The sequence below is a fragment of the Agrobacterium sp. CFBP2214 genome, assembly GCF_030209895.1.
GTDB classification, from domain to species: domain Bacteria; phylum Pseudomonadota; class Alphaproteobacteria; order Rhizobiales; family Rhizobiaceae; genus Agrobacterium; species Agrobacterium radiobacter.
In genome coordinates this window covers 95,153-108,919 of the sequence record NZ_JARVRC010000011.1, presented here as the reverse complement: position 1 = coordinate 108,919, position 13,767 = coordinate 95,153, and the positions used below count along the sequence as shown (strand labels likewise).

Annotated in this window: 14 protein-coding genes; 8 read left to right on the top strand and 6 right to left on the bottom strand. The window is 59.1% G+C overall.

The window, feature by feature from the left end; genetic code table 11:
• Positions 1-68 precede the first annotated feature (68 nt).
• A complete protein-coding gene (locus QRN60_RS23325) occupies positions 69-1,148 on the bottom strand; it encodes a LacI family DNA-binding transcriptional regulator (RefSeq protein WP_060727208.1) in 1,080 nt (359 codons plus the stop codon).
• Positions 1,149-1,385: 237 nt separating this feature from the next.
• On the opposite strand from QRN60_RS23325, the gene QRN60_RS23320 reads away from it, so the two are divergent.
• From QRN60_RS23320 to QRN60_RS23285, 8 genes are all read left to right on the top strand, one after another.
• Complete coding sequence (locus QRN60_RS23320) at positions 1,386-2,363, top strand: substrate-binding domain-containing protein (RefSeq protein ID WP_003521644.1); 978 nt, start codon at positions 1,386-1,388, stop codon at positions 2,361-2,363.
• A gap of 117 nt (positions 2,364-2,480) precedes the next feature.
• Positions 2,481-3,971: a sugar ABC transporter ATP-binding protein gene (locus tag QRN60_RS23315; protein WP_060727324.1), complete on the top strand. Its 1,491-nt coding sequence runs from the start codon at positions 2,481-2,483 to the stop codon at positions 3,969-3,971.
• A complete protein-coding gene (locus QRN60_RS23310; protein WP_111791425.1) occupies positions 3,964-4,980 on the top strand; it encodes an ABC transporter permease in 1,017 nt (338 codons plus the stop codon). Before QRN60_RS23315 ends, QRN60_RS23310 begins: the two co-directional genes overlap by 8 nt.
• Positions 4,977-5,972 (top strand): ABC transporter permease, encoded by a 996-nt coding sequence (locus tag QRN60_RS23305; RefSeq protein ID WP_111791424.1) that lies wholly within the window; start codon positions 4,977-4,979, stop codon positions 5,970-5,972. The genes QRN60_RS23310 and QRN60_RS23305 overlap by 4 nt, the downstream gene beginning before the upstream one ends.
• Position 5,973: 1 nt before the next feature.
• Positions 5,974-6,822: a sugar phosphate isomerase/epimerase family protein gene (locus QRN60_RS23300; RefSeq protein WP_111791423.1), complete on the top strand. Its 849-nt coding sequence runs from the start codon at positions 5,974-5,976 to the stop codon at positions 6,820-6,822.
• A 29-nt stretch (positions 6,823-6,851) separates the two neighbouring features.
• Positions 6,852-7,517: a nucleoside triphosphate hydrolase gene (locus tag QRN60_RS23295; protein WP_113100913.1), complete on the top strand. Its 666-nt coding sequence runs from the start codon at positions 6,852-6,854 to the stop codon at positions 7,515-7,517.
• A 64-nt stretch (positions 7,518-7,581) separates the two neighbouring features.
• A complete protein-coding gene (locus QRN60_RS23290; protein ID WP_111791421.1) occupies positions 7,582-8,451 on the top strand; it encodes a D-psicose 3-epimerase in 870 nt (289 codons plus the stop codon).
• 158 nt (positions 8,452-8,609) lie between these two features.
• Positions 8,610-9,605, top strand: coding sequence for a hypothetical protein (locus QRN60_RS23285; RefSeq protein ID WP_111791420.1), 996 nt, complete (start codon positions 8,610-8,612; stop codon positions 9,603-9,605).
• 26 nt (positions 9,606-9,631) lie between these two features.
• Here QRN60_RS23285 and ehuA read toward each other — a convergent pair whose 3' ends face one another.
• From ehuA to doeB, 5 genes are all read right to left on the bottom strand, one after another.
• Positions 9,632-10,411 carry an ectoine/hydroxyectoine ABC transporter ATP-binding protein EhuA gene (gene ehuA, locus QRN60_RS23280; protein WP_020009904.1) on the bottom strand — a complete coding sequence of 260 codons (780 nt, stop codon included), beginning with the start codon at positions 10,409-10,411 and terminating at the stop codon, positions 9,632-9,634.
• Complete coding sequence (ehuD, locus tag QRN60_RS23275) at positions 10,408-11,100, bottom strand: ectoine/hydroxyectoine ABC transporter permease subunit EhuD (RefSeq protein ID WP_111784952.1); 693 nt, start codon at positions 11,098-11,100, stop codon at positions 10,408-10,410. The genes ehuA and ehuD overlap by 4 nt, the downstream gene beginning before the upstream one ends.
• A gap of 12 nt (positions 11,101-11,112) precedes the next feature.
• On the bottom strand, positions 11,113-11,778 hold the full coding sequence (gene ehuC / locus QRN60_RS23270) for an ectoine/hydroxyectoine ABC transporter permease subunit EhuC (RefSeq protein ID WP_065695384.1): 666 nt from the start codon (positions 11,776-11,778) through the stop codon (positions 11,113-11,115).
• 61 nt (positions 11,779-11,839) lie between these two features.
• Positions 11,840-12,691, bottom strand: coding sequence for an ectoine/hydroxyectoine ABC transporter substrate-binding protein EhuB (gene ehuB, locus QRN60_RS23265; protein WP_113100912.1), 852 nt, complete (start codon positions 12,689-12,691; stop codon positions 11,840-11,842).
• A gap of 61 nt (positions 12,692-12,752) precedes the next feature.
• Positions 12,753-13,766 (bottom strand): N(2)-acetyl-L-2,4-diaminobutanoate deacetylase DoeB, encoded by a 1,014-nt coding sequence (gene doeB, locus QRN60_RS23260; RefSeq protein ID WP_020009908.1) that lies wholly within the window; start codon positions 13,764-13,766, stop codon positions 12,753-12,755.
• Position 13,767: the final 1 nt, after the last annotated feature.

Genomic DNA, 13,767 nt, shown 5'->3' with positions numbered 1-13,767 from the left:
CAATGGTGAAGCACCATGCAATCGGTACGACCTCAAGCACAGTTGAGGTCAAGCGGTATTCCGCGCGTTCATCTGCCCATGCGGCGTAATGCAACCGGGTCCCAGATATCGTCGAGCGGGCCTTCCAGCGCGGTTCGCGGGGGAATGAGCTGCGGTTCGATAATGATGACCTCGGGTTCGCTCCGGTTCTCTTCCAGCAGTTCGAAACCCTTTTCGAGCATCTGCGCGATATCGGGCTTGATCATATAGACAGGGAAGGGAAGGAACGATGCGAACGGGTCGTAGTCGAAGCAGCCGACCACGATGTCGCCGAAGGTCTCACCGTCATGACGCCCCATGAAACGAAGCAGCCCTTCGAAATTTATCGATGAGTTGACGAAGAAACAGCGGGGCAGGCGGCCCCTGCGCTCGAAGAAACCTTCGAAAGCCAGTTCCGTCATGCGAGGGGAATAGCCGGTAATCTCGATATCGTCTCCACTCTCAGCCCCGAAATAGGCGGCCTTGGCAGCGTGGAAGCCGTCGATGCGGGCGCGGCTGGCGTGGTCGTCGTGACCACCGAACAGGATGACGTCATCAGGACCGAGAGGCCCGCCTTTTGCCGCATGGGCAAGGATTGCCGATGTCAGTATTTCCGCGCCGCGCCTGTTGTCGGAAATGACCGAGGACGCAAACTTGCCGGGAAGATCGATATTGACGTGCGGCAGCGCCGCGCGGGCGCAGACCTGGTGCACGCCGTCGGGATCGGTCACACCGGCAATGAAGAGCGCATCGATCGAATAGGCGATCAGGGTCTCCACGGTGCGACGTTCTTCCTCGGGATCGCGCCGACCGGAGACGACCATGGGCGACAGGCCGCGTTTGCGCGCCTGCCCCTCGAAGGTCTGCGCCATAGAGGAAAAGAACCGGTTGTCATAAACGGGCACCAGAAGCCCGACGAGACCGGATTTCGAGCTCCTCAAACCGCGGGCCTGCAGGTTGGTGGTGTAGCGATGCGCCTTGGCAAGCGAGAGAATCTTATCGGCAGTCTCCTCGGAAATCCGCCGCTTGCGCCATGATCCGTTCAACACGGCGCTTACCGTCGAGGCTGATGCGCCCGACAATATCGACAAGTCATAAATGGTGGCTTTCTTGGAACTTATGCCCGTCACTGTGATCTCCCCAACTGATTCCAATTATTAGAGCAGGCGTCCCCTTGACGGAAGGGAGCTTCATGATATGGTTATTGCACCATCGATTGTGCAACTTGGCAATATCGATTGTGCAAGATGGTTGCTGTGGGAGTGGCAAGGGAGAGTCTCGAATAAGCGAGATGAGAAATTTTGAACGCGCCAGATGAGAAATGGCTGCGGCGGGTTTCGGTTGCCGATTTTTTGAGGAGGAACATCATGAAGAAAATTATTGCTGCAGCGGTCGGCCTGTCGCTCGCGCTGCTTTCATCCGCCGCCTTTGCCGAAGGGCCGAAGGTTGGCGTCGTCGTCAAGATCGGCGGCATTCCGTGGTTCAACGCCATGGAGGCCGGTATCAAGGAGCAGAGCAAGAAGCTCGGCGTTGACGGTTTCATGGTCGGCCCGACCAGCGCCGACCCGGCGCTGCAGGTTCGCGCCATCGAGGACCTGATCGCCCAGAAGGTCGATTTTATCGGCGTCGTGCCGAATGATGCAAAGGTGCTGGAGCCGGTGCTGAAAAAGGCCCAGGCAGCCGGTATCAAGGTCATCACCCATGAATCGCCCAAGCAGCTTGGCGCTGACTGGGATTTCGAGCTCGCCTCCGCCAAGGGTTTCGGTGAAGCGCATGGCAAGCTCCTGGCGGAAAAGATGGGCGGCAAGGGCTCCTATGCTGTCTTCGTCGGCTCGCTTACGGTTCCGCTTCATAACGCCTGGGCGGATGCCGCCATCGCCTATATCAAGGCCAATTATCCCGACATGAAGCTGGTCGGCGATCGCTACGGTGTCGCTGAAGACCTCGACAAGAGCCGTTCGACGGCGCTTGACCTGATGTCCGCCAATGCTGACCTGAGTGGTTTCCTCGCCTTTGGTTCGCAGGGGCCGATCGGTGCCGGCCGCGCCGTCGAAGAGCGGCGCAAGGATGGCAAGGTCTTCGTCATCGGCCCGTTCTCGCCGGGGCAGGGCGCGAAGCTCATCAAATCAGGCGCGCTGACGGGGGGCTTCATGTGGAACCCGAAGCAGGCCGGTGAAGTCTTCATCACCCTCGCCGATCGTATCGCCAAGGGCGAGACGCCCAAGGCCGGCGACAATATCGAAGGTCTAGGCACCATCAATCCCGAGGGTAACACCATCGTCGTCGACCAGCTTTTGAAGATCGACAAGGAAAGCATCGACAAGCTCGTTTCCATGGGCCTCTGATCCTCCCCAAGGCCAAGGGCGTCGCGCGGGTGCGATACGCGCGCGACGCCTCATCAGGAAAACATGCCGAGCGCCACGTCTGCAAAGCTGCCGTGGCGGAAGGAGATTTACGTTATCATGAGCGCAGAACCGCTCCTGTCCCTCAAAAATGTCAAAGTCACCTTCGGTGGTGTGCGCGCCCTGAAGGATGTTTCCTTCGAGGTCAATCCGGGGGAAGTGCATTGCCTTGCCGGCGAAAACGGCTGTGGCAAAAGCACGTTGATCAAGGTCATAACAGGCGTTTATACGCCCGAAAGCGACGCCGAACTCTATTTCGACGGCAAGCCGATAGCGGCGATGACCCCGACGCTTGCGCAATCGCTTGGCATCCAGGTTATCTGGCAGGATCTGGCGCTGTTCGATGAAATGACGGTGGCTGAGAATATCGGCTTCCAGTACGCGGTGAATGGAAAATACGGGCTGGTCGACAAACGCGCCATCGAACAGGCTGCCGAAAAGGCGCTGGCCCGGCTCGGCGTCGAGATCGATCTTGATAAGCCGCTGAAGGAACTGCCCATCGCCCAGCGCCAGATCGTGGCGATTGCCCGCGCGCTGGTCGGGGAAGCGCGGCTCGTTTTCATGGATGAACCGACCGCGTCGCTCACGCAGTCCGAAACCGATTATCTGATCGACATCGTCCGCAACCTCTCTGCCTCGGGTGTGGCGGTCGTCTTCGTCTCGCATCGTCTTGCGGAAGTGCTGGAGATTTCAGACCGCATCACCGTGCTGCGGGATGGATCGCTTGTTGGCGTCTTTCCCGTTGAAGGCATGACCCAGTCACGGGTGACCGAACTGATGACCGGTCGCAATTTCGACAGCGCCGTCATCGCCGCAGATCACGACGACAAACCCGTTGTTCTCTCGGTGCGCGGGCTGAGCCGGGCCGGCGAATTTGAAGATGTTTCGTTCGATCTGCGGCGGGGAGAAACACTCGGCATAACCGGTCTCTTGGGAGCCGGCCGCACGGAACTGGCCTTGACCCTGTTCGGCATGCATCGGGCGCAATCGGGTGAAATCCTCATCGATGGAAAGAGGGTGGATTTCCATTCCAACCGCGATGCGATCCGGGCGGGTGTCGCCTATCTTTCCGAGGACCGGCTCTCGCTTGGTCTGAACCAGCCGCAGTCCATTGCCGATAATCTCGTCATGGCCTCTCTCGACCGCTTGCTGAGCGGTGGCCTGATCTCTCCGTCGAAAAAGGCGGATGTCGTTTCCCGCTGGATTTCGGCGCTCGGCGTCAAGATCGGATTGCCGGAAGATCCGATCCGCACGCTTTCAGGCGGCAATCAGCAGCGTGTGGCGATTGCCAAGTGGCTGGCGATCGGGCCGAAAATCCTCATCCTCGACGCGCCGACCGTGGGTGTCGATGTCGGTGCCCGCGCCGGCATCTTCGAAATCGTCCGCAAGCTCGCCGCAGAAGGTCTCTCGATCATCGTGATCTCCGACGAAGCGCCGGAAGTTTATTTCAATACAGACAGGGTCATCCACATGGTCGAAGGCCGGTTCCACGCCACCTATGATCCGCGACGCCTGTCGCTTACCGAACTGGAGTCCGCCATCTATGCGTAGGCTCATCCTCGGACATACGACCGAATTTACCCTGCTTGTGGTCATGGTGCTGCTCTGCACGGGACTGTCCTTTGCGACCGACCGCTTTCTCACCATTTCCAATGCATTCGACGTGCTGAATGTCTCGGCGGTCAATATCATCTTCGCGGTTGGCCTGCTCGTGGTGCTGATTTCAGGCGGTATTGACATCTCCTTCGCGGTCGCGGCCTCCGTCGTCCAGTATGTGACGGTGCTGGCGCTCAATGCGCTCGGCGGCGGCAACTGGGCGGAAGGTTTCATCATCGCCGGCGCCGTTGGCCTCGGTCTCGGTTTCGTCAATGCCTTCCTCGTCTGGCGGCTCAACATCATTTCCATCGTCGCGACCATCTCCACCTTCAACATCTTCTTCGGGCTGTTGATGTTCTTCACCAAGGGCGTGTCGATCTACGACCTGCCGGAGTGGCTGTCGACGCGCGTGGTGCTTTACGAGCGTGAGATGCCTGATGGTTCCTGGGTCGAGCTGACATTGCCCGTTGTCGTCATGATCCTCTGCTGTGTCGCCACCTGGTTCATGATTTCGCGCACCACCGTCGGGCGCAAACTTTATGCCTTCGGCGACAACCCTGAAGGCGCTCGCCGCTTCGGCATCAATATCGGTGCCATGCATTACATCTCCTTCGGCTGGCTCGGCCTGATGGCGGGCATTGCCGGGCTCATGCAGGCGCATTATGCGCAGGAGGTGGTGCCGAACGCGCTTTATGGCCGCGAGCTGGATGTTCTTGCAGCAACCGTGCTTGGCGGCGCGCGGCTTGGCGGCGGCAAGGGGTCTGTCATCGGCTGCGTGCTAGGGGTGCTGATGGTATCGATCACCCAGAACGGCCTCAACCTGATGGGGGTCTCTCCCTTTGCGTTCAAGATGATCGTCGGGGCCATCATCCTCATCGCCATCACGCTCTCTTCCACCCGGTTCGACAAGCTTCTGCCGAGCGCCTTACGGACATCCGCAAAGAAGGGGAGCGCCCAGCGATGAGCAGCCTTGTCAGGAAATTCAACGCGATCTTCGGTGCCGATATGGCCGGGCCGGTTATTGCCTTCATCGCGGTCATGCTCATCTTTGGAACGCTGGCGAACAATTTTCTTTCGCTCGGGACATTCGGTTCGGTCGCATTCCAGCTGCCGGAGCTCGGCCTGCTGACACTGGCGATGCTGCTGCCGCTTCTGACGGGCGGTATCAATCTTTCCGTCACCTTCGCCGCCAATCTGTCAGGTCTTGCTGCGGCTTGGGTGCTGCAGGTCCATGGCGGGGTGGATGCGCCGCCGAGCGCATTTCTGCTGGCCTGCCTTGCCGCACTTGTCACCGGCGGGGCTGCCGGTGCCATGACGGGAGCGGCGATCGCTTACACCCGCGCGCACCCCATTCTGGTGACGCTGTCGATGATGATTTTTTTGCGTGGCCTTGGCGAGTTTCTGACACGCGGCGGTGACGTTTCGGGTTTTCCCGCCTATATGGCGCCGCTTGGCCACGGCACGCTTCTCGGTCTGCCGATCCCGCTTCTGATCTTCATCGTCTGCGTCGGGCTCTGGCATGTGCTGCTGACGCGCACCAAGCTCGGCTTCGGCCTGTTGATGATCGGCTCGAATATCGAGGCCGCGCGTTATTCCGGCCTCAATACGCGCAAGATCCAGGTTCTCGTCTACACGCTCTCGGGTCTGATGTGCGCTGTTGCCGGCATCATCATGCTTGCCCGTTTCAACTCCGTCCGTGTCGGCCACGGGGAATCCTATCTGCTAATCACGGTGCTGGCGGCCTTTCTTGGCGGCATCAATCCGTTCGGTGGTTTCGGTCGGGTGCTGCCCGTTTTCGTGGCGCTCATCGTCCTGCAGCTCCTATCGTCCGGCCTCAATCTTCTCGGGGCCAACCAGCATCTGGCAACGGCGCTCTGGGGCGTGCTGATGATTGTCGTCATGGCGGCGCGCGGCCTGTTTTCAAGCTACTTCGCATCTCTCAGAAGGAAGGTATGACGTGAAAGGCTTCGGTGTTCACGCAATGATGTGGTCTCTGAAATGGGACCACGAAAACGCCAGACGGTCCATTGCCGCTGCCGCGGATTACGGTCAGGATTTCATCGAGATTCCGCTCATCGATATTCCCTCCGTCGATGCAAAACACACGCGCGCCCTGCTGGAGAAATACCGTCTACGCGCCGTCTGTTCGCTCGTGCTGCCGGAGCCCGCCTGGGCGTCTGTACGTCCCGACGCGGCTATCGACCATCTGAACACCGCGCTCGACAAAGCCGCAGAAATCGGGGCGGAAGCGCTGACGGGGGTCACCTATGGCGGCACCAATGAGCGAACCGGATTTCCACCGACGCAGGGTGAATATGACAACCTGACAAGGGCGCTTTCGCGGGCTGCCGGCCACGCGAAAACGCTCGGCCTGCAATTCGGCATCGAGACCGTGAACCGCTACGAAAACCATCTGCTCAATTCCGCCGAACAGGCGGTGGCGCTGGTCGAACGTATCGGTGCCGACAACGTCTTTATCCATCTCGATACCTTCCACATGAACATGGAGGAAAAGGGTATCACAAACGGCATCATCACCGCCCGCAACCACCTGAAATACATGCATATGTCGGAAAGCGACCGCGGCACGCCGGGGTTTGGCAACGTTGCCTGGGACGAAGTGTTTTCCGCACTCGCCGCCATCGATTTCAAGGGTGTGCTGACCCTCGAAAGTTTTGCCGCGATGCCCGAGGAGATGGCGGGCGCGATTTCGACCTGGCGGCCGGTTGCGCCGAGCGCTGATGAGGTTCTCGACAAGGGCCTGGCATTCCTGCGCGACAAGGCAAACCAGTACCGGATTTTCTGACAGTATTCATTATCGAGGCGAAGAATACCTTGAGCAAAATTGACGACAATGCCCGTGAAATTGCGGGCCTGACCCTCAAACGTCTCGCTGGCGGCAAAGGGCGGCGCGTGATGATTGCGATCGCCGGCGCGCCGGGATCGGGAAAATCCACCATTGCCGAGCATGTGGTTGACGTCTTGAACGCAGGCGAAAGCGTGTCTGCAGCGCTCTTTCCGATGGATGGCTTTCATTATGACGATGCCGTGCTGGAAGAGATGAAGCGCCGTCCCTTCAAGGGCGCAATCGATACCTTCGATGCTCACGGCTTGCGCCACATGCTTGAGCGCCTGAAGGCTAATGAGGACGACAAGGTTGCCGTCCCCGTCTTTGATCGCGCAATGGAAATTGCCCGCGCAGGCGGCCGTCTGATCCCGCAATCCGTCGATATCATCGTCTGCGAGGGCAACTATCTCCTTGCCAGCCAGTCGCCCTGGGATCGTCTCAAACAGATTTTTGACCTGACTGTCTTTGTCGATGTCGATGAGGACGACCTGCGTGCGCGGCTGAGAGATCGCTGGCGCAGCTTTGGCCTCGGTGAAGACGAGATCAATCGCAAGGTTGAAGAGAATGACCTTCCGAATGGCCGGTTCATCATTTCCTCGAGCACGGAGCCGGACCTTCGTATCGGAAATCCGGGAAGCAAGCCGACTTCCTGAAGCCGGCTGAACCGCTGCTCCGCCCAAATCAAATCCAGCGAAACGAAAAGCGAAAGAGATCCCCATGAAACACGGCATCTATTATTCTTACTGGGAACATGAGTGGAGCGCCAAGTTCGGCCCCTATATCGAGAAGGTCGCCAAGCTCGGTTTCGATATCATCGAAGTCGCCGCACACCACATCAACGACTATAGCGACGCCGAACTCGCTGCCATCAGGCAGAGCGCCAGGGATAACGGCATCATCCTCACCGCAGGTATCGGCCCTTCGAAAACGAAGAACCTGTCGTCCGAGGATGCTTCCGTGCGCGCAGCCGGCAAGGCGTTCTTTGAACGTACCCTTTCCAATGTCGCCAAGCTCGACATTCACACGATCGGCGGTGCGCTGCATTCCTATTGGCCGATCGATTACTCCCAGCCCGTTGACAAGGCGGGAGACTATGCGCGCGGCGTCGAGGGCATCAATGGCATCGCCGATTTCGCCAATGATCTCGGCATCAACCTTTGCATCGAAGTCCTCAACCGCTTTGAAAATCACGTGCTCAACACGGCGGCCGAAGGCGTCGCCTTTGTCAAGGATGTCGGCAAGAACAATGTGAAGGTCATGCTGGATACCTTCCACATGAATATCGAGGAAGACAGTTTTGGCGAAGCCATCCGCACGGCCGGCCCGCTTCTCGGTCATTTCCACACCGGTGAGAGCAATCGCCGCGTACCGGGCAAGGGCAGGATGCCCTGGCACGAAATTGGTCTGGCCCTTCGCGATATCAATTACACCGGTGCCGTTGTCATGGAGCCCTTCGTCAAGACCGGCGGTACGATCGGCTCTGACATCAAGGTGTGGCGCGATCTCAGCGGCGGCGCCGACCTTGCGAAAATGGACGAGGACGCCCGCAATGCCCTGGCATTCTCCCGTTTCGTCCTTGGCGGCTGATACCCATAAGTGCGTTGACCGGGCGGCCGCCATCCGTCGCCCGGACAACCACCGCTATGTCCGTCCGCCATCACCGAGTTGAAATGACAGCCGCTTGTGGGCTAAAGCACTGATGTCTCTTCAGGATCAAAACGATCCGCCCAGGACCATTGGTTTGCATGATCCCTGTCGCATTGCCCTCCGTCGAAGCGCTGCTTCTCCTTGCCTTCTTTCTCGTCACGACCCTTGTGTGGGTCGTCTGGACGTTGTTGCTGTTCGTCCGATACGTGAGCGGCCGCTGGAAGCGCCCGATGATCCTGCCTTACGGGCTGGTGACCGCCGTTGCGCTTTTCACGCTCTTTCGGTTCGGTGATTTTTATCTGCAGATGAGTGCTTACGACAGGGAAAGAGCGGCAAGCTATCGGCCGGAACTCTCGCAGCCGGCTCGCCTTGGCGGGATCGATATGCCCAAGGGTACGAAACTTGAACTGGCCATTGCCGATAACAGGCAGGCCTTCAACCGCGCCGTGTTTCCGCATCCGGTGCGGATCGCTGATATCGATGCCATCGAGATCGCCCGTTATATCACGATAAAGACCAATGAGAATTACGAAACGATCGGCTTTACCCCTGGCAACATGCGCATAACCGGCAATGGAGTGACCACCCAGAGCGGCTGGCGCTGCGACGCGACGCGGCCGGTTGAGTTCGATCTCTTGCCCGATGGCGGCATCTCCGCCTTCAGCAAATGCATTCTCGCCGATGGCAATGTTGTTGACGGCATCGGCCTGCCGAAAGGCACGTCCCTGCGCGCCTCCACCGGTAATGTCTACACCGACGGCTTCGTCGATTCAGACAGATGGGTTCTCGACACGCCGCAGGAGCAGACCGTTCACATCGACAGTTTCGATCTTTCGGAAGTAACGCTTGCCCTTGATGGCAACCAAAAACTCCACGAAATCAGCAGAGGTGTCCTGTCAAAAGATGCAACGCTCGGAACGCTTCACCATGCCGCCGGAACCAATATTCGTTATAACCCCCGGCATCTTCGCAACGGCTATCCCGGCGCGTGGTTGATAGTCCCGCCTCTGCCTGCACCCGATGCTCTACCGGTTCCGTCGCATGATATTGTGCAGGGCAGGGACGGAAAGGTTCTGTCCACCTCTGCGGATTGATTGCATGAGGGAGGGGCAACCAAAATTCACCGCAAGACGGAAGCGAGAAATTCGCGTGTACGGTCTTCTTTCGGCTGGCCAAAAATCTCGTCCGGTTTTCCCTGTTCGCAGATACGGCCTTTGTCAAAGAAACAGACGCGGTCCGATACTTCCCGGGCAAAGCGCATTTCATGGGTGACGAGAAGCATCGTCAGATCATGCTCATGGGCCAGATCGCGGATGACGGACAGGACTTCCCCCACCAGTTGCGGGTCCAGCGCCGAGGTCGGCTCATCGAAAAGCAGGACACGCGGACGCATGGCGAGCGAGCGGGCAATGGCGACACGCTGCTGTTGCCCACCGGAAAGCTGCACCGGATAATGGTCCTTCTTGTCCGCCAGCCCGACCATCTTCAGCAAGTCGATTGCGCGCGCTTCCGCCTCCGCGCGGCCGATGCCCAAAACCCGAACCGGCGCCTCCACGATGTTGCGGAGCACCGTCATATGCGGAAAGAGATTGAAGCTCTGGAAAACCATGCCGACATGGTTGCGGATCTGCCGCAGATGCTTTTCCGAGGCCTTGAAAGGGCCTTTGCCTCCCTGCTCATGGTAGGACATGTCGGCAAGGGTCAGCTTTCCCTCCTGGAACGGTTCCAGCGTCATGAGAATACGAAGAACCGTCGACTTGCCGGAGCCGGACGGACCGATGAGGGTGACTTTTTCGCCTTTTGCCACGTTGAAATTGAACTGGTCGAGTACTGTCAGAATGCCGAAGCGCTTCGTGACATCGGAAAATTCGATCAGTGGCTGATTGGTGTTGTTTGTCATCGCAAGGGTATTCCTGCTTTTGGAAGCGCCCTTTGCAGGCGGCTGAGGCCTGCCGAGCAGATTATTGTCAGAAGGAGGAAGATCAGGCCGACAAGCGTCAGCGGCACCAGATATTCGAAGGTGCGTTCGCCGATCATATTGGCAAGCCCCATCATCTCGAGAACGGTGACGACGGAAAGCACCGGCGTTTCCTTGATCATGGCGACAAGATAGTTGCCCATCGCCGGAACGATGCGCGGGATCGCCTGGGGAATGATGATGTCGCGATAGGTCTGCACAGGCGTCAGGTTCAGCGCCGTTGCCGCTTCCCACTGGCCGTGGTGCACCGCCTCTATGCCGCCGCGATAGACCTCGGAAGTATAGGCGGCATATTGCAGGCCAAGTGCTAACGCGCCGGTCAGAAAAGCGGGCAGAACGATGCCGAAATCCGGAAGCACGTAATAAAGGAAGAAGAGCTGCACCAGAAGCGGCGTATCGCGAAGGAACTCGACAATCAGCGCGGTGGGCCAGGAGATCATCTTGACGCGGCTGCGGCGCAGCAGCGCAAAGACAAGCCCCAGAACCAGCGCGATCGCAAAGCCTGCGGCGGCGGCCTTCAGCGTTACCGTCAGGCCAATCAGGATGATGGGCAGGATCGAGGTCGTGTAGGTGAGCCAGGTGGTCGTATCCCATTCGTAACCATACATCATGACAGGATATCCTTATGAATGGCGGGTGCGCGGGAAGACGTTGCCGCGCCGCACGAAGTGCTCGATGACCCGGATGACGACCATGAGGATCAGGGACATCGCGAAATAGCAAAGCAGCGTAATCGAATAGATGCTGGCGCTATCCAGCGTCAGGTTGCGGATCGACTGCGCCGCGAAGGTGAGGTCGGCAATGGAGATCAGTGACACGAGCGAGGAAAGCTTCAGCGTCTCGATCGCCAGATTGCCGAATGCCGGCATCATCTCAACAACGGCCTGCGGCAGCGAGATGCGAAAGAGCGTCTGCAGGCGTGTAAAATTCAGCGCTCTTGCTGCCTCCAGTTGCTGCACTGAGACTGAAGACAGCGCGCCGCGAACGATTTCCGCGCCATAACCGCCGGCGTGGGCGGCAAGCACCAGCACGCCCGTGGTGATCGGATCAAAACTCAGCCCAACCAGCGGCAGGGCGTAATAGAACCAGAAAAGCTGCACCAGCAGCGAGGTGCCGCGAAACACTTCCGTGTAACAGAGCGCGATGGCCGACAGGATCGGTCCTCCCTCGACGCGCAGAATGCCAAAAAAGAAGGCGAGAGCCGTTCCGACGACAAGGGCTGCCAGCGTGATCGTCATGGTGACGACGGCGCCTTGCCACAACATCGGCAGGTAAGCGGTCATGTCCATCTGGAGTTTTCCCGAGTTCTTGATGAACGGCGCCCGGATATGCCCCGGGCGCCGGCTGGCATTATTTGCCGACGCAGAGATCGGCGACCTTCTTTTCGGCCGCTGCAGCGATACTCTGTTCGGAGAGGCCGTATTTGGCGAGGATTTTCTTGTAGTCCTCCGTCTTGCGGAATTCGACAAGCGCCGCGTTGAAGGCGTCACGCAACTCCTTGTCTTCCGGCCGGAAGGCAAAGCCGCCGTAATTGCGCACCGGAGCATCCTTCACAACGGGATCGACGAAGGGCTTGACCTGCTCGACATTGGCCTGACCCTTGGCGAGTTCCGAAACCGTGAGCTCCGTGGCGGCATAGGCGTCGGCGCGGCTCTGTACGGTGGGAATGGCGTCGGCATTGGCAGGGATGAACACGATCTGCTCTTCCTTGACGCCGACTGCGCGCAGGAAATCGACGTTGTTTGCGCCGGAAACAACGGCGATCTTCAATGAGGGGTCCTTGGCGATATCGGCGTAGGTGGTAAGCTTTTTCGGATTTCCTTTCTTCACCAGCAGGCCTTCGCCATAGGACGAGTTCGGTTCGGTGAAGGCAACCTGCTTGCAGCGCTCGGGCGAGATGTTCTGTTCGGCGGCGGCAAAATCGAAGCGACGCGCCTTCAGGCCGGGGATCAGCGTGCCGAATGGCGTCACCGTCCAGTTGACCTCTTCGATGCCCATCGATTTCAGGACAGCATTCGCCACATCCGGGCCGATGCCGGCGGAGGTGCCGTCGGGCTGCATGTAGGAATAGGGCACTTCATTGGCCGTTGCGGCGCGGATATAGCCCTGGCTCTTGACGTCTTCGACGGTCAAGGCGCTGGCCGACGTTACGCCAATGGTGAGAGCGAGGGCGGAAAGCCCGGCAATTCTGGTCATACGCATGTTCTTACTCCTCTGGTTGGGTTGCGTGGTCCGTTTTCGGATCTCACGATGGTTCTTCTGGTTAGGTATTCTCCGTGACCGTGGCGATGACGGAAAGGCAGTCTCCGGCCTTGATGAGGCCGGGAACGTGACGGGCGGCAAGCACGCCATTGATGGAAGCGCGGTAATCAACCGGCGCAAGACCGGTTTTTCCAACGGGATAAACCAGGGCGACCGTTTCACCTGCCATGACCGCGTCTCCCAGATCGCGGACAAAGGCGACGAGCCCGTCGTCTTCGGCAAAGGTGAAACAATCGCTGGAGGGCATGTCCAGCCAGCGGCTTGGCGTTGCCACCGGTGCGCCGGCGAGGATGCCGGCATGGCAGAGCAGATTGACAATGCCTTTGCGGGCGATGTCGATCGATTTCGCGCTCGCCGTCCCCGCGCCGCCGAGCTCGGTGGTGACAAAGACCTTGCCCAGTTCCTCAACTGTCGTGTCGAGCATGCCGACGGCGTCAATCTCCAGCATCTTCATCGAATAGGGCGCGGCAAAAGCCGCCACCGCTTCAAAACACCGGGCCTCCTGCGTCTTGTCGGATAATTCGTGAGCTGCGGCATAGGGCAGGAAATCAAGCGTCCTGCCGCCGGAATGAAAATCGAGAACGATATCCGCAAGCGGTATCAGATGGCGGGTGACATAATCGGCAATCTTCTCCGTCACCGTGCCGTCAGGGCGGCCGGGAAAGCTGCGGTTCAGGTTTCCCCGGTCGATCGGCGAGGTGCGCGTTCCCGCGCGAAAGGCGGGATAGTTGAGTGCCGGCACGATGATGATGCGGCCGCTTACCTCTTCCGGATCGAGTTTATGGGCGAGTTCGAACAGGGCGGCCGGCCCCTCATATTCGTCGCCATGATTGGCTCCGGTCAAAAGCGCCGTCGGCCCCTCGCCATTGGCGATGACGCAGATCGGGATCATCACCGAACCCCAGGCGCTGTCATCGCGGCTATATGGCAGTCGCAGATGACCGTGCTGCACGCCCTGCGCGTCAAAATCGACGGTGGGCGTGATCGGCGAGGGGCGAAGCGCGGTCTTCAACATC

Excerpts from the sequence above, each read along its gene's own strand:
- ehuB (WP_113100912.1), bottom strand. The coding sequence starts at position 12,691 with ATGCGTATGACCAGAATTGCCGGGCTTTCCGCCCTCGCTCTCACCATT.
- QRN60_RS23305 (WP_111791424.1), top strand. The coding sequence starts at position 4,977 with ATGAGCAGCCTTGTCAGGAAATTCAACGCGATCTTCGGTGCCGATATG.
- ehuA (WP_020009904.1), bottom strand. The coding sequence starts at position 10,411 with ATGACAAACAACACCAATCAGCCACTGATCGAATTTTCCGATGTCACG.
- QRN60_RS23290 (WP_111791421.1), top strand. The coding sequence starts at position 7,582 with ATGAAACACGGCATCTATTATTCTTACTGGGAACATGAGTGGAGCGCC.
- QRN60_RS23320 (WP_003521644.1), top strand. The coding sequence starts at position 1,386 with ATGAAGAAAATTATTGCTGCAGCGGTCGGCCTGTCGCTCGCGCTGCTT.
- QRN60_RS23285 (WP_111791420.1), top strand. The coding sequence starts at position 8,610 with ATGATCCCTGTCGCATTGCCCTCCGTCGAAGCGCTGCTTCTCCTTGCC.
- ehuD (WP_111784952.1), bottom strand. The coding sequence starts at position 11,100 with ATGATGTATGGTTACGAATGGGATACGACCACCTGGCTCACCTACACG.
- doeB (WP_020009908.1), bottom strand. The coding sequence starts at position 13,766 with ATGTTGAAGACCGCGCTTCGCCCCTCGCCGATCACGCCCACCGTCGAT.
- QRN60_RS23315 (WP_060727324.1), top strand. The coding sequence starts at position 2,481 with ATGAGCGCAGAACCGCTCCTGTCCCTCAAAAATGTCAAAGTCACCTTC.
- ehuC (WP_065695384.1), bottom strand. The coding sequence starts at position 11,778 with ATGGACATGACCGCTTACCTGCCGATGTTGTGGCAAGGCGCCGTCGTC.
- QRN60_RS23310 (WP_111791425.1), top strand. The coding sequence starts at position 3,964 with ATGCGTAGGCTCATCCTCGGACATACGACCGAATTTACCCTGCTTGTG.